Genomic DNA, 23,845 nt, shown 5'->3' with positions numbered 1-23,845 from the left:
TTCCCGATGCCCGAAGTCCTCAAAGCACCCCTCGTCGTCGAGTTCCCCTTCACCCGCTCCCTCGGCCCCGTCCAGAGCGCCTTCCTCACCGGCCTGCGCGAACGGGTCGTCCTCGGCGTGAAGACCAGCGACGGACGCACCCTCGTCCCACCCGTCGAGTACGACCCCGCAACCGCCGAGGAGATCCGCGACCTGGTGGCGGTCGCCCCCACGGGCAAGGTCACCACCTGGGCCTGGAATCACGCCCCGCGCCCCGGCCAGCCCCTCGGCACCCCCTTCGCCTGGGTCCTGGTCCGGCTCGACGGCGCCGACACCGCCCTGCTGCACGCCCTCGACGCCCCCGGCCCCGACACCGTGCACTCCGGCATGCGGGTGCGCATCCGCTGGGCCGGGGAGCGCACCGGCGCCATCACCGACATCGCCTGCTTCGAGCCGTACGACGGGGAACCCGGGCAACCCGGCCGCCACACCGGTGAGTTCGAGAACCCGCTCACCGGGATCGTGACCCCCGCCCGCCTCGACTACACCTACTCACCCGGCCGTGCCCAGTCCGCCTACATCGACGCCCTCTCCGGTCGGCGGACTGTCGGCGAACGCTGCCCCTCCTGCCACAAGGTGTACGTCCCGCCGAGGGGTGCGTGCCCCACATGTGGTGTCGCCACAGCGGAACAGGTCGAAGTAGGGCCGCGCGGTACAGTGACCACCTTCTGCATCGTCAACATCAAGGCGAAGAACCTCGACATCGAGGTCCCCTACGTCTACGCGCACATCGCCCTCGACGGCGCCGACCTCGCCCTGCACGCCCGGATCGGCGGCATCCCCTACGACCAGGTGCGCATGGGCCTGCGCGTCGAGCCGGTGTGGACCGAGGGCGGCCGCTACCCCGACCACTACCGGCCCGCCGGCGAGCCCGACGCGGACTACGAGACGTACAAGGAGCTGCTGTGACCAGCGAAGAAGCCCCGGCCGCCCGGGACATCGCCGTCATCGCCTTCGCCCAGACCGACCACCGGCGCTCCACCGCGGAGTCCTCCGAGGTCGAGATGCTCATGCCGGTGCTGCACGACGTCCTCGCGCAGACCGGCCTGAAGACCGCCGACATCGGCTTCACCTGCTCCGGCTCCAGCGACTACCTCGCCGGCCGCGCCTTCTCCTTCACCCTCGCCCTCGACGGCGTCGGCGCCTGGCCGCCGATCTCCGAGTCGCACGTCGAGATGGACGGCGCCTGGGCCCTGTACGAGGCCTGGACCAAACTGCTCACCGGCGACGCCGACACCGCGCTCGTCTACGCCTACGGCAAGTCCTCACCCGGCTCCGTACGCGACGTACTGACCCGGCAGCTCGACCCGTACTACGTCGCCCCCCTGTGGCCCGACTCCATAGCTCTGGCCGCCCTCCAGGCGCAGGCCCTCATAGACGCCGGCCACACCGACGAACCGGCGCTCGCCGCCGTCGGCGCCCGCAGCCGGGCCGATGCCGAAGCCAACCCGCACGCCCAGCTCAAGGGCCGGGTCTCACAGGGCGACTACGTCGTACGGCCGCTGCGCACCGGCGACTGTCCGCCCGTCGGCGACGGCGCCGCCGCCGTGATCCTCGCGGCGGGCGAGCGGGCCCGTCAGCTCGCCGCACGGCCCGCCTGGATCCGCGGCATCGACCACCGTATCGAGGCGCACGGCCTCGGCGTCCGCGACCTCACCGACTCACCGTCCGCCCGGCTCGCCGCCGAAAAGGCCGGTGCCTTCGAACGGCCCGTCGACACCGCCGAGTTGCATGCTCCGTTCAGCGCCCAGGAGGTGATCCTGCGCCGGGCGCTGCGCCTCGGCGACGACGTGCGCGTCAACCCCTCCGGCGGGGCGCTCGCCGCCAACCCCGTGATGGCCGCCGGACTCGTCCGCATCGGCGAGGCCGCCGCCCGCATCCACCGCGGCGAGTCCGACCGCGCCCTCGCCCACGCCACCTCCGGCCCCTGCCTCCAGCAGAACCTGGTCGCCGTACTCGAAGGGGATCCACGATGAGCAAGGAGCCCGTGGCCGTCACCGGCATCGGCCAGACCAGGCACGTGGCCGCCCGCCGGGACGTGTCGATCGCCGGACTCGTCCGCGAGGCGGCACAAAAAGCGCTGGACGACGCCGAGTTGACGTGGGCCGACATCGACGCCGTCGTCATCGGCAAGGCGCCCGACTTCTTCGAGGGCGTCATGATGCCCGAGCTGTACCTCGCCGACGCGCTGGGTGCCGTGGGCAAGCCGATGCTGCGGGTCCACACGGCCGGTTCGGTGGGCGGGTCGACCGCGCTGGTCGCCGCCAACCTGATCGCCGCCCGCGTCCACGGCACCGTAATCACCCTGGCCTTCGAGAAGCAGTCCGAGTCGAACGCCATGTGGGGCCTGTCCCTGCCCATCCCCTTCCAGCAGCCCCTGCTCGCCGGGGCGGGCGGCTTCTTCGCCCCGCACGTGCGCGCGTACATGCGACGCAGTGGGGCCCCGGACACCATCGGTGCACTCGTCGCCTACAAGGACCGGCGCAACGCCCTAAAGAACCCCTACGCCCACCTCCACGAACACGACATCACGCTGGAGAAGGTGGTGGCCTCACCCATGTTGTGGGACCCCATTCGCTACTCCGAGACGTGTCCCTCCTCCGACGGCGCCTGCGCCATGGTCCTCACCGACCGCGCCGGAGCCGCCCGCGCGCCGAGGCCGCCCGCCTGGATGCTCGGCGGCGCCATGCGCAGTGAACCGACCCTGTTCGCCGGCAAGGACTTCGTCTCCCCACGGGCCGGCCGGGACTGCGCCGCCGACGTCTACCGGCAGGCCGGTATCGCCGACCCGCGCCGGGACATCGACGCCGTGGAGATGTACGTGCCGTTCTCCTGGTACGAGCCCATGTGGCTGGAGAACCTGGGCTTCGCCGAGGAGGGTGAGGGCTGGAAGCTCACCGAGTCCGGCGTGACCGAACTCGACGGGGACCTGCCCGTCAACATGTCGGGCGGTGTGCTGTCCGCCAACCCCATCGGCGCCTCCGGCATGATCCGCTTCGCCGAGGCGGCGCTGCAGGTGCGCGGCCGGGCCGGGGAACACCAGGTGGACGGCGCCCGGAGGGTCCTCGGGCACGCCTACGGCGGTGGCTCGCAGTTCTTCTCCATGTGGCTCGTGGGATCGAACCCGCCCAACGCCTGAGCGACTGCCGGTGGTTGGCCGAAGTCCTTCCCACATGGCCTGTCGGCCGTCGTGACCGGTCGCTAGGCTGAGCCGCGGACGACGAACCGGGAGGAGCACGGACGTGGCCGAGAGCACCATCCAGCATCAGCCGCTCGCGGGCTGGGACAAGCCGAACCTCGACCTCAGCGACGCCGAATGGCAGTCCAGCAGCCGGGGTCTGGGCGATGTCCAGATCGCGTTTGTGGAGGGCTTCATCGCGATGCGCAACAGCGGCCGCCCGGAGAGCCCTTCCCTGATCTTCACGCCCGCCGAATGGGGCGCCTTCGTCTCCGGCGCGCGCGAGGGGGAGTTCGACCTCACCTGAGCCACACCGGGAGTGTTCCGGGCGGATTTCCGGACACGCGACCGGCAGGGCCCCGCTGGGACCGACGCCTGCGTCAGGCTGGCCCCAGCAAGGGGAAGGTCGTGTTCCGGAGGTGAGCAACGATGAGCACTGCGCCGGTCATCGCCGCGGTCGACGGTTCGGACGACAGCCTGCGCGCGCTGGACTGGGCCGTCGACGCCGCCCGGCGCCGCGCGGCACCGCTGCGGGTGGTGCACGTCCGGCAGTACGCCGCCTGGGGACAGGCCGACGTGCTGGTCGCCGGGCCGCCCGACGCCGAGGGCGATCCGGTCCTGGACGGGGTCCGCGCCCGGCTCACGGGCGACGCCGGGGAACCCGCCGTGGAGTACGTCGCCCTGGAGGGCGTACCGGGCGCCGTACTGCCCGAACTCGGCAGCGACGCCGAGCTGTTGGTCCTCGGCTCCCGGGGCCGCGGCGGCTTCGCCAGCCTGCTGCTCGGCTCCAACAGCCTTGCCGCCGCCCGGGACGCCGAGTGCCCGGTGGTCGTCGTACCCCGGCCCGGCCGGGAGGTCCACGGCGACGGGCCGGCCGAGCCCGGGCCCCGGGTGGTGGTCGGCCTGCACGTCGACAGCCCCGACGACGCCACCCTCGCGTTCGCCTTCACCGAGGCCGCCCTGCGCGCGGCCCGGGTACAGGTCATCGCCGCGTACCCGTGGCCGGTGCAGACCTGGTCCGCGCCGGGCCAGCTCATGCCGCCCGCGATCGACCAGAACGCTGTGGAGAGCGAGACCCGCACGCTGGCCGAGGGCTTCCTCGCCTCGCACCGCAAGCGGCACCCCGACGTCCGCGCCGACACCGAGGCCCTGCCCGGCGACGCGGCCGGCCACCTCGTCGCCGCCTCCAAGGACGCCGACCTGCTGGTGGTCGGCCGCCACCGCCGCCGCTTCCTCGCCCCGGCCCGCATGATGGGCTCGGTCGCCCAGGCCGTCCTCCTCCACGCGGCCAGCCCGATCGCGGTCGTACCACCGGCACCACCGGAGGAGTGAGACACCCACCGCCCCGCATAGACGCCGCCGAACCCAAGCCGACGCCGACGCGATCCTGGACCGGTCGGGCTGCTTGGTGGGTCTGATCGCGTGGCGTGCGGGGCCATCAGCCGCAGCGTGCCACGGGTGCCGCGTGCACGTCCGCCGAGCCCAAGCCGCCGATTCCGACGCGATCCTGGACCGGTCGGGCTGCTCGGTGGGTCCGGTCGCGTGGCGTGCAGGGGGCCATCAACCGCACCGTGCCACGGGCCCCGCGTGCGCGGCCGCCGGACCCAAGCCGCCGATGCCGAGGCCGCGCACGCGGCAGCCGTGGCGGGTCCATCGCGGCCGTATCGCCGGCCTCCCCGGAGGAGTGGGGAAGCGCGTGCGGCGACGGCTGTGCTGAGCACGGCAGCACCGTCGTGCGCCATCGTGCCGCGCCGGGAGCCCCGCCCGGCCCGTGCCCCCCGGGCGTACCCGGTCGACGGCCCGCACGTGCTGTCCGGGCACATGGTCGCGGACCACGCGCGCGTACCCGCCAAGGACGCCGGGACCGCCCCGCACGGCCGGGCTCACCAGCCGGTCCACCCCTCCTGCGGCCGCTCGCGCCTCGCCCGTGCACCGGGAGGAGCCCGCCCTCGGCCACGACGGCCCGGCACGTCGGCGATCCACACCGCCCCCGACCGGGTGCCCGCAGGTCACCCCCTGGGGCAGGGGCACGTACCATGGCCGCATGTCGTTCCTCCGTCGCCGCAGCGCCACTCCTGCCGGACCCGACTTCGACGTGCTGGCCATGGATCCGGGTGACTGGCCCGGTAACCTCGGGGCGGGGCTGCTGCCCGCTCCCGACGGCACCTGCCAGGGCGTCTTTCTGCGCTACGACCTCTTCGGCGGCCGCGGCCCCGCGATGATCATCGGCAATCTCCCCGAGGGCTCCCCGGCCCGCGAGGTCGCCGAGGGCGAGATCCCCTTCGAGGTGGGCCAGCTGCTGCTCGCGCTGGAGAACGACGAGGAGGTCACCGTCGTCGGCATCGAGGACACCCCGGTCCTCCAGGGTGACAACCTGCTGATCGTGCGGCGGCTCAAGCTGTCCGAGGGCCGGATCTCCTGCGTCCAGTTCGACCGCAGCGACGGCGTCCTCGTGACCATCGCCGCCTGGGACCGCCCCATCACCGACGACCTGTACGCCCTGCTGAAGCCGCTCCCGGCGGAGCTTTTCCAGCAGGGCTGAGACAGCGGCGGTCACCGGCCGGGCGAGCCCTCCAGGGTGACGTCCGCCGCGCGGACGAAGGCGACCCGGTGGCCGTACTGGATCTCGTAGTACAGGTCCTTGCCCACCACGACCCGGTGCGAGTCGGCGGTGAAGGTGACCGAGTAGTAGTACTCGCCCGGCACCTCGTCACCGACCACGTACCTCTGTCCGGCCGGAATCGTGTACGGCAGCGGCACGACCGACTGTGCGGGGACGCCCGTCGGGAAGGCCTCCTTCTCCGGGTAGGCGCGGCCGTAGACGGGGACGCTCGCCACGCCCTCCTTCGGCGTCACCACCAGGCCCCTCGCCGCGACAGCCGTCGGCGCCGTGCGCGGGTTCTCGAACCAGGCCTTCTGGCCCAGGTACCAGATGGCCGTCCAGTCGCCCCATCGGTCCGCCACCGCGTACTGCTGGCCGGTGGACGCCCGCGAGGACAGGTCGTTGACGCCGGTGGTCGGGTCCTTGCCCAGGCCGATGTCCTTGATCAGCGGGGCGTTCGTGTCATGGTCCGTGTACAGGCGCACCTCGCTGGAGCCGTGCGCCGTGCACGGCTGGCCCGACGTGGTGCAGCCCGTGTACTGCGGTTGGTTGGCGGCGTAGTCCGGCAGGATCGTCACCAGGCCGGACCGCTTGCCGGCGGTGCGCTTGAAGGGGTGGCCCAGCAGCTCGAAGTAGTGCCGCCAGTCCCAGTACGGGCCCGGGTCCGTGTGCATGCCGGGAATGGTCGACGTGGTCGGGCCGGGCACGTTGTCGTGGCCCAGGATGTGCTGCCGGTCCAGCGGGATGCCGTACTTCCGGCTCAGGTACTTCACCAGCCGCGCCGAGGAGCGGTACATCGCCTCCGTGTACCAGGCGTCCGGGTTGGCGAGGAAACCTTCATGCTCGATGCCGACTGACTTGGCGTTGACGTACCAGTTGCCCGCGTGCCAGGCCACGTCCTTCGCCTTCACATGCTGGGCGATCAGACCGTCCGTGGAGCGGATCGTGTAGTTCCATGACACATAGGTCGGGTCCTGGACCAGGTGCAGCACCCCGTCCCAGGTGCCCTCCGTGTCATGGATGACGATGTACTTGATGCTCTGGGACACCGGCCGGTCGCCGAGGTCGTGGTTGCCGTAGTCGTTGTTGCCGAACTGGGAGTACGGCGCCCACACGGCCTCGCAGGACACCGACTTCGGGCACTCGATGCCGTCCGTGGGCAGCGTGCGCAGCCCGGCCCGCTTCAGCTGGGCCGTGTCGGCGGTCAGCCGCGGCTGGGCGGCCAGCACGACCAGCTGGCCGTCGTCCGTGGTGCGTTCCTCGCCCGTGCGCAGGACGTCGTACACGTCGTTCGCGTACGTCGCCGCCGTCGCCGTGTCGTCCGCGCCGGAGAAGCGGGCCACCGCGCCGTACCAGGCGGCCGGATCGGTGCTCAGCGGCTCTCCCAGCTGCTGCTGCGCGGCGGCGAGCAGGGCGGCGCCGCCGGTCACGTTCGCCGCCGGGTCGGTGCGCAACCGCTCGGCGGACAGGCCCGTCAGCTCCGCCGCCTGCGGCAGCGTCCTCAGCCGGGCCGGGAGCGCGGACTCGGCCGGCACCCTGATGTCGGGGTGTACGGCCGTACGGGCGCCGTCGCCGCGGGCGTCCTCGGTGCCCTCGGCGTAGTGCTCCGTGGTGGCGACGGCGGTCCGGGCGTCGGTCAGATGCATGGGCCCGTAGCCGCCGGCCACGCTGGGCGCGCCGCCGTGCCGGTCCCAGCGGGACTGCAGGTAGGAGACGGCCAGCAGGACACTCTGCGGTACGTGGTACTCGGCCGCGGCGGTGGCGAACGCCCGCTGGAGCCGGCCCGCGGAGGAGCCGGACGCGCTCTGCGCGGGAGCCGCGCCGAGCAGCGGCAACAGCAGGGCCGCGGTGGCCAGAGGGGCGGCGGCGCGGCGGAGATGTCTGTGGGGTGTGGACGTGGGATCGGTGGCGGAACCTCGCAATGCGGCCTCCTGTGACGGGCGGGCGTGGCGGGGCGTGCGGCGCCGAGCTGGGTCAGTGGTACCCGCTAGCCGACGATCCGTCAATCATGCATTCGGATCGGTGATTTCCCATGTCACGGAGGGTTTTCGGCGAGTTTCGCGAAGATGGGTCGCGGGCCTGCGGGGCGTCACTGGCATACACCAGTGGCCTCGCCCGGCCCGGACGCACGAAGGTCCGCGATGCGCCGCCGCTCTGGCGCACCGCGGACCCGTCGTTCCCGTCAGCGAGTGCCGACGGCCGCCCGTACGGCCTTGCGGGCCATCTGGCAGTCGTCGTGCAGCCGCCTGAGCAGCAGCCGCTGTTCCTCGCCGGACGGCGCGGCACCCGGGTGGGCCGTACCCGGTGCCGCCTCGTGCATCGAACGCTGCACGGCCGTCTCGTACGTACGGATCTCCCGGGTCAGCAGCAGCATCAGATTCACCAGGAAGGCGTCCCGGGAGGCAGGGCCCGCCGACTGGGCGATCTGGCTGATCTGACGCCGGGCCACCGGCGCGTCCCCGAGGACCAGCCACAGCGTCGCCAGGTCGTACCCCGGCAGATACCAGCCCGCGTGCTCCCAGTCCACCAGCACTGGACCGGCCGGGGACAACAGGATGTTCGACAGCAGGGCGTCGCCGTGGCAGAACTGGAGCATGCCGTGCCGGCCCACCTCGTGGGCGATGCCGTGCAGCAGCTTCTGGAGGTCGCCGAGGTCCCGGTCGGTGAGCAGGCCCAGCTCGTGGAACCGGGAGATCCGGGCGCCGTAGTCCAGCGGCATGTCGAACGTGCCCGCCGGAGGCCGCCAGGCGTTCACCCGGCAGATCGCGCCCAGCGCGGCCCGGATGTCCGGGCGCGGTGGCGCCTCCACCGGATGCCGCTGCAGCGCCGCCACCCGGCCGGCCGTCCGCTCGATCACCAGGGTGCAGTTGTCCGGATCCGCCGCGATCAGCCGGGGCACACGGACCGGGGGCCGGTGCCGGACGAACGAGCGGTATGCGGCTATTTCGTGGCGGATCCGCTCGGCCCAGGCCGGCGACTGGTCCAGCAGACACTTGGCCACGGCCGTACTGCGCCCGGTCGTCCCGACGATGAGCACGGACCGCCCGCTGCGCCGCAGCACCTGCACCGGTGCGAACTCCGGACAGATCCGGTGCACCGAGTTGATGGCGGCGCGCAGCTGGGCGCCCTGGGGGCCGGACAAGTCGAGTCTCCCGCTGAGCGGTGGCGTACCGGGCTGGCCCGGGACCCGCCGGAGCCGGCCCGCGACCGGCGCGGGCCCGCCCGGACGCGCCACCGGGTCGAGGTACGGCCCGCCGCCCGCCGGGCGGGGACGCAGCGGCCGGGGCGGGGCGGACACGGAGGACGATGCTGCGTACATGGGAGATACAGATCCCTTCGTGTGCCTGCGGTGCCTGCCTGAAAAACCTTGCGCGCAACCCGGCCCGGCCGCCTTGGGCACCCTGGGGAATGCCCCTGTCATATTGACGGGAGACCGGGTCGGGGTGGCGCGTTCCTACTCGACACCCGATGGGCAGTGGCACACCATCTGGCGCACCCTGGCGAACCGTGGCGAATAGTCGCCCGGCAACCTCCGCGGGTCTACTGTCAACTCAGCCGAGAACCTGGGGGCTTGACGTGAGCGGACAATCCAACACCCGCCTATCGGACCTGTTCGGCCTGGCCGGCTGGTCGAAGGGCGAACTCGCGAGGCTGGTCAACAAGCAGGCGGCGGCCATGGGCCACCCCCAGCTGTCGACCGACACCTCCCGGGTGCGGCGGTGGATCGACATGGGAGAGATCCCGCGCGATCCGGTGCCGCGGGTGCTGGCGGCCCTGTTCACCGAGCGTCTCGGCCGTGTCGTGACCATCGAGGACCTCGGTCTGGTGCGGCACGGGCGTAACGGGAAACGGCAGGGCGACGGGATCGAGGAACATCCCGACGGCGTGCCGTGGGCGCCCGAACGGACCGCCGCGGTCCTCACCGAATTCACGGGAATGGACCTCATGCTCAACCGACGCGGCTTGGTGGGCGCGGGTGCCGCGCTCGCCGCGGGATCCACACTCAGCAGCGCCATGCACGACTGGTTGCACACCGACCCGGCCCTGAAGGCCGACGCCCCCGTCCTCGACGACCCCCTGCACGCCGACCCCGCTGGGTTCGACCGCTATGAGGCCGCCCCCATCGGGTCGCAGGAGATCGAGGAACTGGAGCGCTCGGTCGAGGTGTTCCGCGCCTGGGACGCGGCCCGCGGCGGCGGGCTTCAGCGCAAGGCGGTCGTGGGCCAGCTCAACGAGGTGGGCGGCATGCTCGCCTACCGCCATCCACCCCATCTCCAGCGCCGCCTGTGGGGCGTCGCGGCCAACCTCGCGGTCCTCGCGGGCTGGATGTCGCACGACGTGGGCCTGGAGCCCACGGCGCAGAAGTACTTCGTCATCGCCGCCCACGCCGCCCGCGAGGGCGGCGACCGCCCCCGCGCGGGGGAGGCCCTGTCCCGGGCGGCCCGGCAGATGGTGCACCTCGGCCGGCCCGACGACGCGCTGGACCTGATGAAACTCGCCCAGTCCGGCTCCGGCGACCGCCTGCAGCCGCGTACGAAGGCGATGTTCCACACCATCGAGGCCTGGGCGCAGGCGTCGATGGGCAAGGGCCAGGCCATGCGCCGCACCCTCGGCCGGGCGGAGGACCTCTTCGTCTCCGACCGGCCGAGCGAGGAGCAGCCGGACTGGATGCAGACCTTCAGGGACGAGGACCTGTACGGCATGCAGGCCCTCGCCTACCGCACGCTCGCGGAGTTCGACCCGGCCGCGGCCGTGCACGCCCAGCACTACGCGGAGAAGGCGCTCGCGCTGCGCATCGACGGCCGGGAGCGGTCGAAGATCTTCGACCATCTGTCCATGGCGTCGGCCTGCTTCATCGCCGACGACCCGGAACAGGCCGACCGCTTCGCACGGCTGGCCCTGATGTCGATGGGCTCGAACTCCTCCCGTCGTACCTGGGACCGGCTGCGCCAGATGTACCAGCTCACCGCCCAGTACGCCGAGTACCCGAAGATCCACGAACTGCGGGAGGAGATCAGGAACGCCCTGCCCAAGCCGAGGGCCAAGGGCGGCAACAGCGCACAGGCGTGACCGCACGGGCACAGGAGGCCCGTGCGCGCAACTCACCTGTCACTGTGGTCAGTTCACTCGGTGACCCTGGCGACGAGCACGCATGCCTCGTCCTCGCGCCCGGCTCCGCCGAACTCCTCGACCACCGTCCGGACACAGTCCTGCGCGGTGCGCGCCGTGCCGAACCGTGGGGCGAGGTCGAGCAGCCGGTCCACGGCCGCCGTGGTGATCCGGCCCGGTACGAGCCCGTCGGTGTGCAGGAGCAGCAGGTCGCCCGGCTGGAGGGTCTCCTCGGCCTGCCCGTAGACGGCACCCGAGGTCGCGCCGAGCAGCACACCGTCCGGCGCGGTCAGCACGCGCCCCGTCCCGTCGCGGTACAGCAGCGGGGCGGGGTGTCCTGCCTGGGCCCAGAGAAGAGTGCGGGTCTCGGGCCGGTAGCGGCAGCAGACGGCGCTGCCCAGGGCGGGCTGCACGGTGGCGTCCAGTAAACGGTTGAGCATCCCGAGGAGTTCACCGGGCCGGGTGCCGGCCAGCGCCATCCCGCGTACGGCACCGAGCAGCATCGCCATGCCCGAGGCGACGGCCACCCCGTGACCGGTGAGGTCGCCGACGCTGAGCAGGGTCTCGCCGTCGGGCAGATCCAGCGCGTCGTACCAGTCGGCGCCGATCAGCGTGCTCGTCTCCGCCGGCAGATGGTGGGCGGCGAGGTCGAGGGCGCGCGGTCGCGGCTGCGGGAGGCTCAGGGAGCCGAGCCACGACGGCAGCACGGCTTCCTGCAGCTCGGCCGCGATCCGGTGCTCGGTCCGCTCCCGCCGGCGTCGCCGCTGCAGCGAGTCATGGGTCTCGCGCACCGTCCGCTGGCTGTGGCGCAGTTCGCTCACGTCCCGCAGCACGGCCCACATCGAGGAGGTGCCGCCGTCGGCGCCGAGCACGGGCTCGCCCATCATGTGCACCGTCCGCACCGAGCCGTCCGGCCGTGCGACACGGAACTCGCCGTCGATCGGCCTGCCGTCGACCAGACAGCCCGTCACCATCGCGGTCAGCTTCGGCCGGTCCTCCTCCAGGAGCAGCGAGGGCAGCTCGTCCAGGGTGAGGGCGGGGTCGGCCGGGTCGCGGCCGAGGATCTGGTACAGCTCGCCGGACCAGGTCGCCTCGTCCGTCAGCAGGTTCCACTCCGCGGTGCCGACCCGGCTGAGCAGCGAGCCGCGCGGGGTGACGGCCGGCGCGGCGTGGAATCCCTGCGCCGTGGCGGGCTCGGCCGGGGGCTCCGGGCCGTCCCGGAGCTGGGCCAGGTGGGCGTCCAGGTCGTTCAGTTGATGCAGCGCGAGGTCGTACAGGGCGCGCTGCCAGCGTTCCTCCGGGTCCGTGCCGTCGCTCGGGGTGTCCCGCCGTACGGCGTCCACGTCGCCCCTGAGCCGCCGCGCCTGCGTTATCAACGCCTCGACCGAGCCGCGTCCGGGCGGCTGGGCGGCTGGGCGGCCCGCGGAGACTGGGGACGGCATGACGCACTCCGATGGGGGACGATACGGCGAAGCAGGACGGGGGACCGTTACGACTGTGGCACAGCCCGCGACGCCCTGTAAGGGATTTGGCAACACACGATACGGTGGTGCTTCCGGCATATGCCAGAGTCTTCCCGGAGCGATCCGCGGGCACGAATGACGTACGCGCCAGGCGCCCCAAGTCGTAGAAAGCCTACGAGAGTTGGCCCGCGCCGGCGATCTTCGTGTAGCGCTCACGCGCATGTTCGACGCGCTTGTGTTCGCCCGTCATGCCGACCGGCCTGTACCCGCCGAACTCTGACCGGATTTGGCGGTATGTGAAGCGCTTTCGCGGACTCCATAAAAGCATGGACACCACTGTCGAACAGCCCGTGCTCGCCCGGCTCGTCACCGCGGAGGACCAGGAGATCCCCGTGTCCGCCACGCTGCGCTACACCACGGACGATCCGCTCGCCGTCTTCGTGGACTTCCCCGCCGAGGCCGCCCTGGAGGGCGAGGACGTCACCTGGACCTTCGCGCGCTCCCTGCTGGACCAGGGACTGCGGGCCCCGGCCGGCCACGGGGACGTGCAGATCTGGCCCTACGGCCGCACCTGGACGGTGATCGAGTTCCACTCGCCCCACGGCCTCGCCCTGCTGCAGTTCCACACCCTCGGCCTGCGTCGCTTCCTGCTGTGTACCTACGAGGTGGTGGCACCCGGGCAGGAGGACGTCACCAGGGTGGTGGAACGGGGACTGAGCGCCCTGTTCGGCGGGGTGTGACCAGCCCCGACCGACTTTGACTTCTGTTCACCTTCGCCTCACCGCATGGGTATGGACCCTGACGATCGCCCCGTGCACCCTGGCGCGCGGTGTGCCGCTGGGGCACACGAGGTGACGAGGACGGGGCGAATGACACCGATCAGCCGAAGAGGCTTCGTGGGGCTGGGCGCGTCCGTCGCGGCGGGTGCGGCGCTGGGCGCCGGCACCCCTCGTACCGCGGCTGCCGCATCGACCACGGCGACCGGCACGATCCAGGACGTCAAGCACGTGGTGATCCTCATGCAGGAGAACCGCAGCTTCGACCACTACTTCGGCCGTCTGAGGGGTGTGCGCGGCTTCGGCGACCGCAGCGGCATCACCCTGAGCGGCGGGTATCCGGTCTTCGACCAGCCGAACGGGCTCGGCCGCCAGTATCCGTGGAAGCTCAGCGCGACCCCCTCCGCCGGCGGCCAGAACGGCGAGACCCTGGCCCAGTGCAACGGCGACCTGCCCCACTCGTGGTCCTCGCAGCACTCCGCGTGGAACAAGGGCCGCATGGACAACTGGGTCGCGGGCGTCGGCAACGTCCGCTCGCTCGGCTACCTGGACCGCTCCGACATCCCCTTCCACTACGCGCTCGCCGACAACTACACCATCTGCGACGCCTACTTCTGCTCCACGCTCAGCGCCACCGGCCCCAACCGCACCTACCTGTGGAGCGGCAAGGTCGACTCCTCCTCCTACGACGGCGGCGACGAGTCCGGCCTGACCTGGCAGAACTACGCCGAGGCGCTGCAGGCCGCCGGGGTGAGCTGGAAGGTCTACCAGAACGCGGCCGACAACTACGGCGACAACGGCTGCGCCTACTTCAAGAACTTCGCGAACGCCACGGCGGGCAACCCGCTGTACGACCGGGGCATGTCCTCGGTGCCGAAGGTGACCGGCTCGACCCCCGACGACATCGCCGCGGCCATCAAGGCCGACGTCCTCGCGGGCACCCTCCCGCAGGTCTCCTGGGTCGTCCCCGACCAGGCCTTCTCCGAACACCCCTACGCCCCGCCCGGCGACGGCGCCCACTTCGTCAACCTCGTCTACCAGGCCCTCGCCGCAGAACCGGACGTCCTCGACTCCACCGTCCTGTTCCTCAACTACGACGAGAACGACGGCTACTTCGACCACGTGCCCCCGCCGTCCCCGCCCGCCGGAACCGCCGGGGAGTTCCTCAACGGGGTGCCGTACGGCTTCGGCTTCCGCGTACCGATGATCGTCATCTCGCCCTGGACACACGGCGGTTGGGTGTCCTCCGAGGTGTTCGAGCACACCTCGGTGCTGCGCTTCCTGGAGACCTGGACGGCCGCCCTCGGCACGCCCGCCCAGTGCCCCAACATCAGCGACTGGCGGCGCAAGGTGAGCGGCGACCTGACCGGCGTCTTCGACTTCGCCAACCCGGTCTACGGCGCGGTCTCGCTGCCCGCGACCAGCGTCATCGGCATCAACACCTGCGGCCCGCTGCCCAACCCGGTGCCGACGGACAACGCCCTGCCCGCCCAGGAGTCCGGCACCCGGCCCGCCCGCGCGCTGCCGTACCAGCCGAACGGCTGTCTGGACCACCTGGAGTTCGGCGCGGCCGGCAAGATCCTCGCCTGGTTCACCATGACCAACCAGGGCGACCCGGCTTCCCGGGCGGCCCACTTCTCCATCCACCCCAACGCCTACCGCGACACCACCCCCTGGCAGTACACGGTCGACGCGGGCGGTACCGCCTCCGACTCCTTCAACATCGGCACGGGCTTCGGCGGCGGCAGGTACGACCTGACCATGGTCGGCCCCAACCGCTTCCTGCGCCGCTTCCAGGGCGACGCCACCAAGGCCGGCAAGTCGGCGGAGGTCAGCACCCGTTACGCCGTTGAGCCCGGCACCGGCAAGCTCGCGGTCTACTTCAAGATGGCCAACTCCGGTGCGTCGTCGGTGAAGTTCACCATCACCTCCAACCACTACCGCGGCGACGGTCCGTGGACCTACACGGTCGCCGCGGGCGGCTCGACGGAGGACTTCTTCAACGCGGTCGCCTACCAGAACGGCTGGTACGACTTCACGGTGACCGTCGACTCCGACACGACCTGGTCGCGCCGGTTCACCGGGCACCTGGAGACGGGCGCCGCGAGCGTCAGCGGCTGACCCCGGCGCAGGGGTCGTACAGGTCCGGGCGCGGGGCGAGTCCGACGGCCACCCGGCCGCCGGTCTCCAGCGCCCGGACCCCCGCCTCGGCGACGACCGAGGACGCGTAGCCGTCCCAGACGCTCGCGCCGGTGACCTCGCCGCGCCGGGTGGCGTCGACCCACGCCTGCACCTCGCGGTCGTAGGCGGCGGCGAAGCGCACGAGGTAGTCCTGCGCCACCTCTTCGCGGGCGGTCCCGCCGGTGGTGACCACCATGGTGTGCTCGTCGCCGATCCGGGCGCTGCCCCGCTCGCACACGGCCTCGCAGCGCACCTGGTAGCCGAAGCCGCAGTTCACGAAGACCTCGACGTCGACCAGAGCGCCCCGGTCGGTCTCGAACAGCACGAACTGTGGATCGAGCAGGCCCGCCGGGGCGTCCGAGGGCGGCGTGGGCCGCAGCACGGTCACCGCCGTCAGCTCCTGCCCGAGCAGCCATCGGGCCGCGTCGATCTCGTGCGAGACCGAGCTGTTGACCAGCATCGCGCTGGTGAAGTCCGGCGGCGAGGAGACATTGCGGTGGGTGCAGTGCAGCATCAGCGGCCGGCCCAGGCTGCCCCCGTCCAGCAGCGCCTTCAGCCGCCGGTACTCGGCGTCGTAGCGGCGCATGAAGCCGATCTGCGCCAGCCTGCGGCCCAGCCCGGCCTCGGCCTCCACGATCCGCAGCGCGCCGGTGGAGTCCGGCACCATGGGCTTCTCGCACAGCACCGGCAGTCCCCGGGCGAAGGCGGCGAGCAGCGCCTCCTCATGAGCCGGGCCGGGGGAGGCGATCAGCACGGCGGCGACACCGGGCGCGTCGAGCGCGCTCTCCGCGTCCGGGTGGACACTCACCCCGGTGAGGCCGGCCACCGCTTCCTTCGCCCGCTCGACGTCGGGGTCGGCCACGGCCGCGACCCTGGCTCCGCTCACCACCTGGTCGAGCCGCCGTATGTGATCGGCCCCCATGTGTCCGGCACCCAGTACCGCCACACCCAGCAGCTCACCCATGCGCGCGCTCCCTTACGCCGACGATCACGCCGTAGCGTACGCCGGGCAGGGAGCGCTGCCGGGGGAGCGGCTCGGTGCCGCGGGGCTGCTCAGTAGCGCAGGACCCCCGCGATCCCGTGGGCGTCGCCCAGGGTGCCGTCGGGTACGAAGCGGACCTCGGCGCCGGTCTGCAGGCACTGCTCGACGATCTCGTCCACGATGTCCTCGCGGGCCTCGAGGTCGCCGGGCTCGGCCGGCACCAGATGGCCGCCGAGGTCGTTGACGGTCGCCCGGAAGTTCTCCTCGACGGCGAGCAGCCGGACTCGTCCGTCGCGGGCGCTCTGCCACAGCTCGTCCAGACCGGCCGCGTAGGTCTTGCGGCCGCGCGCGGAGGTCAGCTCGTCGACGACGGACGTGGTGTCCTTGCGGGCCTCGTCCTCCAGCACCGGCCGCAGGGCCTGCCACACGGCCTCGTGACCGGCGTGCGTGAGGCCGCCGTGCGGGACCTGGACGGCACACTTGGCCACGTTGCCGGCCTCCTCCAGCAGCGACAGCGCAGCCTGTTCGCCGGTGACGTACAGCGGCCGGGGCTCTTCGCGCAGGAGCGCGGCCATGGCGGTGTCGGCCTCGCGCAGGAACTGGCGCGTGCCCTCGTCGCTGTACGCGCTCGGCGTGTCGCCGATCTGCTCCTGGCGCTCGGGATCGAAGTTCGGCTGCCGCCGCTCCAGCGGGAAGCCGCCGGACTCCTCCGCCACGACACGGCCCTCGCCGCCGCTCCACAGGGTGACGCGGTCCGCGGAGACCGACAGCACCCAGAAGGGCCGTTCGGCCGCGTGCGCGGCGACCAGGTTGCGGGTGAGGAAGGTGTCCGCGAGCACCACCCGCTCGGGCACGGTACGGGCCAGGGACCAGACCTGGTGCTCGCCCGGCGCGGCGAAGATCACCAGACCGTCCTCGGCGTGTGCCAGGTCCACCTCGGCCAGTGCGCGGTCGAGCTGGGCCTCGACGTCGTTGCGTCGTTCACGGGTGACGGCGGGGTCGGCCTCCAGGCGCTTGCGCGCCTCGGTGAGGACATTGCGCAGCCGGACCGGGTCCTGCTCGTTGTCCGGTTCACGACGGTGTGTCGGGGTCAGCACGGACACCGCCGGGTAGGGACGAGGGCGCCGCAGTTCGGCCAGGGTCGCGGGACTCAGTGCGTGCTCCATGACAGCACGATAGGGCGGATTCACGCATACGGCATTCGGGGTAAAAGCGGACCCGGCGTGCGCTGGGAACTCCCCGCCGGGAGGCGGTGACGCGGCGCCCCGCGGCCGGATACCGTACCCGCCAGTAACCGAACCGTGGCGCACCCAGGAGGCCCCCATGCCGCAGCTCGACGTCGCCGGAGCGACCCTGACGTACGACGACGAGGGTCCCCGTGACGCGCCCGAGGCGCCCCTGGTGTTCGTGCACGGCTGGACCGCGAACCGGCACCGCTGGGACCACCAGACTGCGCACTTCTCCGCAGGACGCCGGGTGATCCGCCTCGACCTGCGCGGCCACGGGGAGAGCACGGGAGCCGGGGTCCGTACGATCGCGGAGCTGGCGGACGACGTCGTAGCCCTCCTCGATCACCTCGAGGTCGAACGGTTCGCGCTGGTCGGCCACTCCATGGGCGGGATGATCGCGCAGACCGTCGCCCTCGCCCACCCCGGCCGGGTGGAGCGGCTGGTGCTGGTCGGCTCCATCGCCCGGATGGCCTACAGCCGTGGGCGCGGGTTGCTCATGGCCGTGTCCACGCTGGTGCCGTTCAAACTGTTCGTGGCGGCCAACATCCAGCGCGCCTTCGCGCCCGGCTATCCGCGCGAGGAGATCCGGGCGCACATCCGCGCCTCGGCCGGCACTCCGCGCGAGGTCGTCATGACGCTCTACGGCGCCATGCGGGCCTTCGACGTCCTGGACCGGGCCGGTGAGATCCGCACGCCCACCCTGATGGTGCACGGTTACCACGACGTCCAGCTGCCGGTGCGGCAGATGCTGCGGATGGCCACGGCGTATCCGGACGCGGTCGTCCGTGTCCTCGACGCGGGTCATGAGCTGCCCCTGGAGAAGCCGGCCGAGCTGACCGACGCGCTGGAGCGGTTCCTGGCGCGGGCCTGACTTCTCCTGGCCGAAAGCCTGACCCTGCCTGACCGAAAGCGCCTGACCCGTGTGGCGTTTGGGGAAGTCTTTGCCTCTGGCCGGTTCCTGACGGCACCGGCCCGGTGGTGCGGCCTCCGCCGGATTTCGCGCGAGCAAAAAGCGGCCGAAACCATCGGGGAGAGGGGGCCGACCGTGTTACGCCCGCGTTGACTGCCTCGGGCAACTGGCGGACGCTCGTAGATATAGGTGCTCGATACAACCGATTTGCCGACCGGAACCCGGATCACCGCGGAAGGTACAGGTGAGCGCGGGAAGCGGCCGCGAACCGGAGGCAGGAGGTAACGCATGTGCGGCATCACCGGATGGGTCTCCTACGGCCGTGATCTGACCGCCGAGGCCACCACATTGCATGCGATGACCGAGACGATGGCCTGCCGGGGCCCGGACGACCGCGGCACCTGGACCGAGGGCCCGGCCGCCCTGGGACACCGCCGTCTCGCGATCATCGACCTTCCCGGCGGCCGCCAGCCGATGTCCCTGCCGACCCCCGAGGGAACCATCGCCATGGTCTACTCCGGGGAGGCCTACAACTTCACCGAGCTGCGCCGTGAACTCGAGGGCCGCGGCCACCGGTTCACCACCGACTCCGACACCGAGGTCGTCCTGCACGGCTACCTCGAATGGGGCGACGAGGTCGCCGAACGCCTCAACGGGATGTACGCGTTCGCCGTCTGGGACGGCCGGCACGACAAGCTCGTGATGATCCGCGACCGCATGGGCATCAAGCCCTTCTACTACCACCCCACCCCCGATGGCGTCCTGTTCGGCTCCGAACCCAAGGCGATCCTCGCCAACCCGCTGGCCCGCCGCCGGGTCACGCTGGACGGCCTGCGCGAGCTGTTCGTGCTCATCAAGACGCCCGGGCACGCGATCTGGGACGGCATGCGCGAGGTGGAGCCCGGCACCGTCGTCACCGTCGACCGTTCCGGCATCAGCACCCGCGTCTACTGGCGGCTGCGGACCCTCGCGCACACCGACGACCGTGACACCACCATCGCCACCGTGCGCTCCCTCCTCGACGACATCGTGCGCCGCCAGCTGGTCGCCGACGTACCGCGCTGCACCCTGCTCTCCGGCGGCCTCGACTCCTCCGCGATGACCGCGATCGCCGCCCGGCAACTCGCCGAACAGGGCGAGCGCGTACGGAGTTTCGCCGTCGACTTCGTCGGCCAGACCGACAACTTCGTCGCCGACGAACTGCGCGGCACCCCCGACACGCCCTTCGTGCACGACGTGGCCGAGCTCGCCCGGACCGACCACCAGGACATCGTGCTCGACGCCCAGTCCCTCGCCGACCCCGCCGTGCGCGAGCGGGTGATCCGCGCCCGCGATCTGCCGGCCGGCTTCGGTGACATGGACTCCTCGCTGCTGCTGCTCTTCCGTGCCATCCGAGAGAAGTCCACGGTCGCCCTGTCCGGCGAGTCCGCCGACGAAGTCTTCGGCGGTTACCTGCAGTTCTTCGACGAGGAGGCGCGCCGCGCCGACACCTTCCCCTGGCTGGCCAGTTTCAGCCGGCACTTCGGCGAGGACGCCGACGTCCTGCGCGCCGACCTCACCAAGTCCCTGGACCTGGAGAGCTACGTCGCCGACGGCTATCGCACCGCCGTCGCCGGCATCGAACGGCTCGACGGCGAGAGCGACTTCGAGTACCGGATGCGGCAGATGAGCCATCTGCACCTGACCCGCTTCGTGCGCGCCCTGCTCGACCGCAAGGACCGGATGAGCATGGCCGTGGGCCTGGAGGTCCGGGTGCCGTTCTGCGACCACCGGCTGGTCGAGTACGTCTACAACGCCCCCTGGGCCCTGAAGTCCTTCGACGGCCGGGAGAAGAGCCTGCTGCGCGAGGCGGCCGCGGACGTCCTGCCGCGCTCGGTGTACGAGCGGGTGAAGAGCCCGTACCCCTCCACCCAGGACCCGGAGTACGCCGTCGCCCTGCAGGCACAGGCCAAGGACCTCCTCTCCCGGCCCTCCCACCCGGTCTTCGACCTCGTCGACCGGGAGCGGCTCCGCGAGGCCGCCGAGCGCGAGACCCCGGTCAGCACCCAGGTGGAGCGGCGTGTCCTGGAACGCGCCCTGGAACTCGCGGGCTGGCTGGACGCCTATTCCCCCGAGGTGGTGCTCAGCTGAGGCCGATGGCCCGGTCCGCGGCCGCCGCCGTGGGCTGCCACCACGTGGTCACCGGCTCCCACACCGGCACCTGCCTGCCGGTGCCGAGCCGGTCGGCAGGGAACGTGCGGCCCCAGTGCGCGGCCGAGGCGGCCACGGTGAGGCTGTCCGTCCGTCGGGCCTGCGGGTCCGCCGGGTTCACGATGGTCCGCACGTCCGCGTACGCGGACCGGCCCGCCGCGAGCCGGTAGCTGCCGGTGCCGCCCGCCGGCACCGGCAGCGCCGCTCCGTCCAGGTCCCCGAAGGTCACCGTGGGCACGCGGTCGACCACGCACGCGCGGGCGGTGCGGTTGGTGACGCTCATGCGCACCACGGTCGGACGGCCGGGCACGGCCTTCGCCCGGACCGTCAGCGCCGACTCGGCGCAGCGGACGGCCCGTGCGTGATCGCCGGCGGCCTTGGTGGTCGTGGTCGTGGCGGCCTGGCCCGGCTGCGCGGTCAGCAGCAGGGCCGCCGAGGCGGCGGGTACGGCGAGGGCGGCGCGGATGCGCATGACGGTCTCTCCCTGTCGCGGTCACGTACGCGGATACGGCGGCCGAAGCGCGCCTGCACAGGGCGACGTCCGGGTACGGCGGAAGGTTGTACCGGATGCACGCCCGTCACCCGGTTGCGCCTCACCTGTCATCAGTTGTCGGTGTTGCCGCTCGCGCTCCAGTCCTTCCCGTCCGCCGGGCAGGAACTGCCGCTCGGGGGCAGGGTGCCGTACAGCAGGAAGTCGTCGATCTTCTGGTGGACGCACACGGAGGAGGTGTACCCGGTGTGGCCGTCACCCTTGTTGTCGAGCACCACCGCCGACGGGCCGAGCCGGGCCGCCGTCTCCACGGTCCACCGGTACGGCGTCGCCGGGTCGCCGCGCGTGCCCACGAGCAGCATCTTCGCGCTGTCGACGTTCTTCACCCGGTCGCGGATGAAGTCGGTGCCCCTGGGCCGGCCGTAGCACATGAGCAGCTGGGTGAGCCGGTAGCGGCCGAAGACCGGGGAGGCCTGCTGGTACCTGTCCTGCAGATCCCTGAGGTCCTCGGTGATCCGGGCCGCGTCGGGCCGGTCGGGGTCGTCCGCGCAGTTGATCGCCATCAGCGCGGCCGCCAGATTGTCCGCCGGGACGTCCTGCGGATCGACCGGCCCGCCGCCCGACCGGACCGGCAGGCCGGTGCCCCCGGTGGCGAAGTTCAGCACGCCCCGGGTGTCGTCGTCCTGGACCAGCGAGGCCAGCGCCCGCTCCAGCGAGGGCCACAACTGCTTGCTGTAGAGGGCCTGTCCGATGGCTCCCACCAGATCCTGCCCGGAGAACTTGGTGCCGAAGTCGGTGGGCACCGGGTGCTCGTCGAGCGAGTTCACCAGCCGTACGACCTGGTCCCCGGCCGCTCGCCGGTCCTGCCCGAACGGACAGGCGACATCCGCCGTACACCAGTCCAGGAAATCGTCCAGCGCGGTCTGCTGTCCCTCGGCCCCGGCCACCCCCTGCTCGGACAGCGGCTCGGTCAGCGTGTCCACGCCGTCGAGGGCGAACCGGCCGACCCTGTGCGGGAACTGCGCCGCGTACACCGCGCCGAGCCGGGTTCCGTAGGAGAAGCCCAGGTAGTTGAGCCTCTTGTCGCCGAGTGCCTGGCGGATGACGTCCAGGTCGCGGGAGGCGTTCACGGTGCCGATGTGGGCCAGCACCGGGCCGGAGTACCGGGCACACTCGCCGGCGGCCCGCTCCAACTGCCGCAGCAGTGCCTGCGGATGGGCGAGGTCGACGGTGCCGTCCGTCGTGCCGGAGGCGTCGTCGCCGCCCTCGCCGCAGCTGACGGGGGAGGAGCCGCCGACACCGCGCGGGTCGAAGGTCACCACGTCGTAGCCGTTGGTCAGGTCCATGAACTCCCGGCTGTCGGAGGCGAGTTCACTGACCCCCGGGCCGCCCGGTCCGCCGAAGTTCAGCAGTACCGAGCCCTGTGACGTCCCCGTCGCCCGGTAGCGGGCCAGGGCTATGTCGAGGGTGCCCGCGCGGGGGCGGGCGTAGTCGAGCGGGACGGTGACCTTGGCGCACTGCAGGTCCTTCGGCATGTCCGGGCCCTTGCAGGCAGTCCAGGTCGGCTTCTGCCGGTAGAACCGGGACAGGTCGGGCTGCGGCCGGTCGGCCACGGCCGCGGGCAGCCCCGCGCCGAGCAGCGCCAGGGTGAGGAATCCGATACCCGCGCAGCGCCGCACGGCGGGCCGTGTGGACGGCTTGGCCTGCATCGATCGCCTCCCGGGACGCCTGTCGCGGACCGGGGGACGGCGCCCTCGGATCACCATAAGCGGGCCCCGGAGCGCCCGCCTCCGGACGAGCGGGACGGTGCCTGGTGTCATATGATTCGCACTTTTTATTTCCAGGTGATGATCATTGAGAGGCTTTGTGTACGGTTCGATGACAGTGTCGCCCAAGTGGGTGAAAGACCGATTGGCCATAACTCGGATGGTTCGCCTGCGTTTTAGAGGGTGCGGGCGAGTGCCCGCGACGATGTCTGGAAGGCAGGGAACCTATGAGACGGGCTACCCGAAACGGCGTGATCGCCCTCGTCGCAGCCTCCGGAGCGATGGCCGTGGCGCTGCCGGTGTCCGCCGCTTTCGCGGCCGACGGCGCCGCCGCCGACGGCTCCGCGGCCGGCTCGCCCGGGCTGATCTCCGGCAACGGCATCCAGCTCCCGGTGGACGTGCCGGTGAACGTGTGCGGCAACACCGTGAACGTGGCCGGACTGCTCAACCCCGCGGCGGGCAACCGCTGCGCGAACACCGGCGCAGCCGCGACGAGCGGATCGGCCACGTCCGGCGGCGCCTCGGCCCACGGCACCGCCCAGGACTCGCCCGGCGTGCTCTCCGGCAACGGTGTCCAGCTTCCGGTCCACCTGCCGGTGAACGTCAGCGGCAACAGCGTCAACGTGGTCGGCATCGGCAACCCGGTCGAGGGCAACACATCGGTCAACGGTCCCGCCGAGGAGCCCCGGCAACCGCAGACCCCGCACACGCCGGCCCCCACATCCCCGGCCCCCACAGGCCCGGCCCCCACGCCCCCGGCGCCCGTGAAGCACCACCCGGCCCCGGCCGCCGCTCCCCACTCGATCGTGACCTCCCTGGCCCACACCGGTACGGACGCGACCCTCCCCGCGGTCGCCGGCAGCGCCGCGCTGCTCCTCAGCGGCACGATGCTCTACCGCCGCTTCCGCCCGGGCCGCACCCGCTGATTCA

19 protein-coding genes are annotated in these 23,845 nt (G+C 72.0%); 12 read left to right on the top strand and 7 right to left on the bottom strand.

Annotation, left to right across the window (positions count from 1 at the left end):
* The first annotated feature begins 6 nt into the window (after positions 1–6).
* The 6 genes from ACH47Z_RS34490 to ACH47Z_RS34465 all read left to right on the top strand — a co-directional run bounded on the left by ACH47Z_RS34490 (position 7) and on the right by ACH47Z_RS34465 (position 5,759).
* Positions 7–948: a Zn-ribbon domain-containing OB-fold protein gene (locus tag ACH47Z_RS34490; RefSeq protein ID WP_399080849.1), complete on the top strand. Its 942-nt coding sequence runs from the start codon at positions 7–9 to the stop codon at positions 946–948.
* On the top strand, positions 945–2,015 hold the full coding sequence (locus tag ACH47Z_RS34485) for a thiolase domain-containing protein (protein WP_399080847.1): 1,071 nt from the start codon (positions 945–947) through the stop codon (positions 2,013–2,015). Before ACH47Z_RS34490 ends, ACH47Z_RS34485 begins: the two co-directional genes overlap by 4 nt.
* Complete coding sequence (locus ACH47Z_RS34480) at positions 2,012–3,178, top strand: thiolase domain-containing protein (protein WP_399080845.1); 1,167 nt, start codon at positions 2,012–2,014, stop codon at positions 3,176–3,178. Before ACH47Z_RS34485 ends, ACH47Z_RS34480 begins: the two co-directional genes overlap by 4 nt.
* A gap of 103 nt (positions 3,179–3,281) precedes the next feature.
* Positions 3,282–3,524: a DUF397 domain-containing protein gene (locus ACH47Z_RS34475; RefSeq protein WP_399080843.1), complete on the top strand. Its 243-nt coding sequence runs from the start codon at positions 3,282–3,284 to the stop codon at positions 3,522–3,524.
* 122 nt (positions 3,525–3,646) lie between these two features.
* A complete protein-coding gene (locus ACH47Z_RS34470) occupies positions 3,647–4,549 on the top strand; it encodes a universal stress protein (protein WP_399080841.1) in 903 nt (300 codons plus the stop codon).
* Between the two features lie 712 nt (positions 4,550–5,261).
* Positions 5,262–5,759: a hypothetical protein gene (locus ACH47Z_RS34465; RefSeq protein ID WP_399080839.1), complete on the top strand. Its 498-nt coding sequence runs from the start codon at positions 5,262–5,264 to the stop codon at positions 5,757–5,759.
* An 11-nt stretch (positions 5,760–5,770) separates the two neighbouring features.
* Here the strand turns inward: ACH47Z_RS34465 and ACH47Z_RS34460 are convergent, their stop codons facing one another.
* Positions 5,771–7,741 carry an N-acetylmuramoyl-L-alanine amidase gene (locus tag ACH47Z_RS34460; RefSeq protein ID WP_399080837.1) on the bottom strand — a complete coding sequence of 657 codons (1,971 nt, stop codon included), beginning with the start codon at positions 7,739–7,741 and terminating at the stop codon, positions 5,771–5,773.
* Positions 7,742–8,001: 260 nt separating this feature from the next.
* The gene (locus ACH47Z_RS34455; RefSeq protein WP_399080835.1) at positions 8,002–9,138 is read right to left on the bottom strand and encodes an aminoglycoside phosphotransferase family protein; all 1,137 of its coding nucleotides are present in this window, start codon (positions 9,136–9,138) and stop codon (positions 8,002–8,004) included.
* 257 nt (positions 9,139–9,395) lie between these two features.
* Here ACH47Z_RS34455 and ACH47Z_RS34450 point away from each other — a divergent pair, with 257 nt between their 5' ends.
* Complete coding sequence (locus tag ACH47Z_RS34450) at positions 9,396–10,889, top strand: hypothetical protein (protein ID WP_399080833.1); 1,494 nt, start codon at positions 9,396–9,398, stop codon at positions 10,887–10,889.
* A gap of 53 nt (positions 10,890–10,942) precedes the next feature.
* Here ACH47Z_RS34450 and ACH47Z_RS34445 read toward each other — a convergent pair whose 3' ends face one another.
* Positions 10,943–12,370: a PP2C family protein-serine/threonine phosphatase gene (locus ACH47Z_RS34445; RefSeq protein ID WP_399080831.1), complete on the bottom strand. Its 1,428-nt coding sequence runs from the start codon at positions 12,368–12,370 to the stop codon at positions 10,943–10,945.
* A gap of 347 nt (positions 12,371–12,717) precedes the next feature.
* Here ACH47Z_RS34445 and ACH47Z_RS34440 point away from each other — a divergent pair, with 347 nt between their 5' ends.
* Both ACH47Z_RS34440 and ACH47Z_RS34435 read left to right on the top strand, forming a co-directional pair.
* On the top strand, positions 12,718–13,131 hold the full coding sequence (locus tag ACH47Z_RS34440) for an SsgA family sporulation/cell division regulator (RefSeq protein ID WP_399080829.1): 414 nt from the start codon (positions 12,718–12,720) through the stop codon (positions 13,129–13,131).
* 129 nt (positions 13,132–13,260) lie between these two features.
* The gene (locus ACH47Z_RS34435; protein ID WP_399080827.1) at positions 13,261–15,288 is read left to right on the top strand and encodes a phosphocholine-specific phospholipase C; all 2,028 of its coding nucleotides are present in this window, start codon (positions 13,261–13,263) and stop codon (positions 15,286–15,288) included.
* On the opposite strand, the gene ACH47Z_RS34430 is transcribed toward ACH47Z_RS34435, so the two are convergent.
* Positions 15,278–16,312 carry a Gfo/Idh/MocA family protein gene (locus ACH47Z_RS34430; protein WP_399080826.1) on the bottom strand — a complete coding sequence of 345 codons (1,035 nt, stop codon included), beginning with the start codon at positions 16,310–16,312 and terminating at the stop codon, positions 15,278–15,280. The genes ACH47Z_RS34435 and ACH47Z_RS34430 overlap by 11 nt on opposite strands.
* An 89-nt stretch (positions 16,313–16,401) precedes the next feature.
* On the bottom strand, positions 16,402–17,496 hold the full coding sequence (locus ACH47Z_RS34425) for a chemotaxis protein (RefSeq protein ID WP_399080824.1): 1,095 nt from the start codon (positions 17,494–17,496) through the stop codon (positions 16,402–16,404).
* Positions 17,497–17,653: 157 nt separating this feature from the next.
* Here ACH47Z_RS34425 and ACH47Z_RS34420 point away from each other — a divergent pair, with 157 nt between their 5' ends.
* Together ACH47Z_RS34420 and asnB are read left to right on the top strand one after the other, a co-directional pair.
* The gene (locus ACH47Z_RS34420; protein ID WP_399080822.1) at positions 17,654–18,430 is read left to right on the top strand and encodes an alpha/beta fold hydrolase; all 777 of its coding nucleotides are present in this window, start codon (positions 17,654–17,656) and stop codon (positions 18,428–18,430) included.
* Between the two features lie 327 nt (positions 18,431–18,757).
* Positions 18,758–20,599, top strand: a complete 1,842-nt coding sequence (gene asnB, locus ACH47Z_RS34415; protein ID WP_399080820.1) for an asparagine synthase (glutamine-hydrolyzing) — start codon at positions 18,758–18,760, stop codon at positions 20,597–20,599.
* Here the strand turns inward: asnB and ACH47Z_RS34410 are convergent.
* On the bottom strand, positions 20,592–21,131 hold the full coding sequence (locus ACH47Z_RS34410; protein WP_399080818.1) for a DUF4232 domain-containing protein: 540 nt from the start codon (positions 21,129–21,131) through the stop codon (positions 20,592–20,594). The genes asnB and ACH47Z_RS34410 overlap by 8 nt on opposite strands.
* A 131-nt stretch (positions 21,132–21,262) precedes the next feature.
* The gene (locus ACH47Z_RS34405) at positions 21,263–22,858 is read right to left on the bottom strand and encodes an alpha/beta hydrolase (protein WP_399080816.1); all 1,596 of its coding nucleotides are present in this window, start codon (positions 22,856–22,858) and stop codon (positions 21,263–21,265) included.
* Between the two features lie 308 nt (positions 22,859–23,166).
* Between ACH47Z_RS34405 and ACH47Z_RS34400 the strand changes: the two genes are divergently transcribed.
* The gene (locus tag ACH47Z_RS34400; RefSeq protein WP_399080814.1) at positions 23,167–23,841 is read left to right on the top strand and encodes a chaplin; all 675 of its coding nucleotides are present in this window, start codon (positions 23,167–23,169) and stop codon (positions 23,839–23,841) included.
* Positions 23,842–23,845 lie beyond the last annotated feature (4 nt).

Origin of the sequence: Streptomyces sp. NPDC020192 (assembly GCF_044388685.1) — a bacterium.
Classification (GTDB): domain Bacteria; phylum Actinomycetota; class Actinomycetes; order Streptomycetales; family Streptomycetaceae; genus Streptomyces.
Note: the sequence above shows the minus strand (reverse complement) of the source record. Positions and strands in the feature narration are given on the sequence as shown.

What these genes read in the sequence shown, in the direction of transcription:
- ACH47Z_RS34490 (WP_399080849.1), top strand. Translation starts at nt 7, where the DNA reads ATGCCCGAAGTCCTCAAAGCACCCCTCGTCGTCGAGTTCCCCTTCACC.
- ACH47Z_RS34470 (WP_399080841.1), top strand. Translation starts at nt 3,647, where the DNA reads ATGAGCACTGCGCCGGTCATCGCCGCGGTCGACGGTTCGGACGACAGC.
- ACH47Z_RS34480 (WP_399080845.1), top strand. Translation starts at nt 2,012, where the DNA reads ATGAGCAAGGAGCCCGTGGCCGTCACCGGCATCGGCCAGACCAGGCAC.
- ACH47Z_RS34405 (WP_399080816.1), bottom strand. Translation starts at nt 22,858, where the DNA reads ATGCAGGCCAAGCCGTCCACACGGCCCGCCGTGCGGCGCTGCGCGGGT.
- ACH47Z_RS34465 (WP_399080839.1), top strand. Translation starts at nt 5,262, where the DNA reads ATGTCGTTCCTCCGTCGCCGCAGCGCCACTCCTGCCGGACCCGACTTC.
- ACH47Z_RS34425 (WP_399080824.1), bottom strand. Translation starts at nt 17,496, where the DNA reads ATGGAGCACGCACTGAGTCCCGCGACCCTGGCCGAACTGCGGCGCCCT.
- ACH47Z_RS34420 (WP_399080822.1), top strand. Translation starts at nt 17,654, where the DNA reads ATGCCGCAGCTCGACGTCGCCGGAGCGACCCTGACGTACGACGACGAG.
- ACH47Z_RS34445 (WP_399080831.1), bottom strand. Translation starts at nt 12,370, where the DNA reads ATGCCGTCCCCAGTCTCCGCGGGCCGCCCAGCCGCCCAGCCGCCCGGA.
- ACH47Z_RS34455 (WP_399080835.1), bottom strand. Translation starts at nt 9,138, where the DNA reads ATGTACGCAGCATCGTCCTCCGTGTCCGCCCCGCCCCGGCCGCTGCGT.
- ACH47Z_RS34435 (WP_399080827.1), top strand. Translation starts at nt 13,261, where the DNA reads ATGACACCGATCAGCCGAAGAGGCTTCGTGGGGCTGGGCGCGTCCGTC.
- ACH47Z_RS34430 (WP_399080826.1), bottom strand. Translation starts at nt 16,312, where the DNA reads ATGGGTGAGCTGCTGGGTGTGGCGGTACTGGGTGCCGGACACATGGGG.
- asnB (WP_399080820.1), top strand. Translation starts at nt 18,758, where the DNA reads ATGTGCGGCATCACCGGATGGGTCTCCTACGGCCGTGATCTGACCGCC.
- ACH47Z_RS34440 (WP_399080829.1), top strand. Translation starts at nt 12,718, where the DNA reads ATGGACACCACTGTCGAACAGCCCGTGCTCGCCCGGCTCGTCACCGCG.
- ACH47Z_RS34410 (WP_399080818.1), bottom strand. Translation starts at nt 21,131, where the DNA reads ATGCGCATCCGCGCCGCCCTCGCCGTACCCGCCGCCTCGGCGGCCCTG.